Source organism: Streptococcus mitis, assembly GCF_002005545.1.
Taxonomy (GTDB): Bacteria; Bacillota; Bacilli; order Lactobacillales; family Streptococcaceae; genus Streptococcus; species Streptococcus mitis_I.
The window spans coordinates 1-1,543 of record NZ_LBMT01000004.1 but is presented as its reverse complement, the minus strand read 5'-3'; the positions used below and the strand labels follow the sequence as shown (position 1 = coordinate 1,543).

Genomic DNA, 1,543 nt, shown 5'->3' with positions numbered 1-1,543 from the left:
GGTAACTTCTAAAACTAACTTCCAGTTTCCCCCAACCTAGCTTTTAGTATGAGAAAAACGCGTGAAATCAGTGGAAATCCGTATTAGACTAACTTCCGCTGGTTTTCTTTTTCTTGATATATAAGGGTTCAAAAGCGAAAAGACACAGAAAAAAGTGCACGACAAATAGCCCTAAAACAGAGTCGTCTTAGAGTAACTTCCAGTTGCTAGCGTTTAGTTTGAGACTTTTCGATGGTGATAAGATGTGTAGTTAGAGTGGAAAATTCCCTTTATTTCAATAAATCAGGTGATAAGTGTGTGTCTTCTGGTTTGACAAATTGGCAACCCAGAAGAGCGGCGATGTCCTCGCCAAAGGTGAAGGTGAAGACGTCGTAAGCAGATTTTCCTTGAAACTCTTCTCGTTTCAAGGAATTGACATGGGAAATGACTAGATTGACGTCTTTCTGAGTCAGCTGGTCAAAGGAAGTGCCCTTGGGCAGAATGGCTCGCAAAACCGTATGGTTCTTCTCAATCCGCCCCTTCTGGTCAGGACGGCTAGGGTCGCAGAAGTAGAGGTGAGACTTCCCATCAATGTCTCTCTCAAGCTCCTCCACATAGGAGAACTCAGAGCCGTTGTCCGTTAGAATGACAGGGAACAGCTGATGGAACGCAACCCCTCCGTCCATGACTCTTTCTTTCAAAGCTGCGAATTTAGTGGCGACCTCCAGAGCAGTCTTGTTGTCCAAAAGCAAGGCGAAGAGGAAATTGCAGAAGGAAACGTTGAAGGTGAGCAGTAGCTTTCCACCAGGTCTGCCGATGACCGTGTCCATTTCCAACCATTTGAAGAAATCATCTGTTTCTCGTAACTCTTGGAAATCTTGGTAGGTTCGCCCAATTTTTAGCTCTTTGGGAATAGCTACTTTTCTGGATTTTCTGCGTTCCTTGAACGTGACCATCCGAGGAAAATCAATGGGCTTGGCTGTCAGATATCCCAGCTTGGCATGCCGATACACCGTAGCTTTCGACACAGGTAGGTTATGTGTCTGAATGATATGGTAGATGCTTTGTTTCTTCTGGATGCCTAGGGTTAAGACCTTGTCCATCTGATAAAAACTTTCCTTGTTTAGGGGAATGCCCTCTCTGGACTCCCTCAACATAGTCTCGTACTGTTCCTGTGCCTTTTTCGCGTAGTAAAGATAGCGGTTAAACCCACAATCCGTCCTCTTTTTTGGACAGTTGTTACAGACATAAGGAGCTTTTTTGAGAAGAGGGCAATCCGTGCAATCAGATTTGACGGATGTTGGATGAATGATGCGATTGCGCTTGATTTCCTTTGAAATCGTTGACGGGTCTTTTCCCATCTTCTCAGCGATGGAACGGAAAGTCTCCTGTTGGCTGATTCCAGTTTGGATGTCAATACGGTCTTCTAGAGTGAGATGTTTTTGTTTTTTCGTCATGAGGTGCCTCCTCACGAAAAGTCTCAGGCTTAATTCTAGCATAATTCGTCGTCTGAGACTAACTTCCAGTTTTGGGAGAGAGCTGGAAGTTACTTTGAGAAGTTACG

General features: G+C 44.6%; 1 protein-coding gene. It reads right to left on the bottom strand.

Translation table 11 applies throughout. The features are described from left to right. Positions 1-269 precede the first annotated feature (269 nt). Entirely contained in the window at positions 270-1,436 is a 1,167-nt protein-coding gene (locus tag QS39_RS10540) for an IS30-like element ISSmi1 family transposase (protein WP_077804689.1), read from the bottom strand. Between the last annotated feature and the right edge of the window lie 107 nt (positions 1,437-1,543).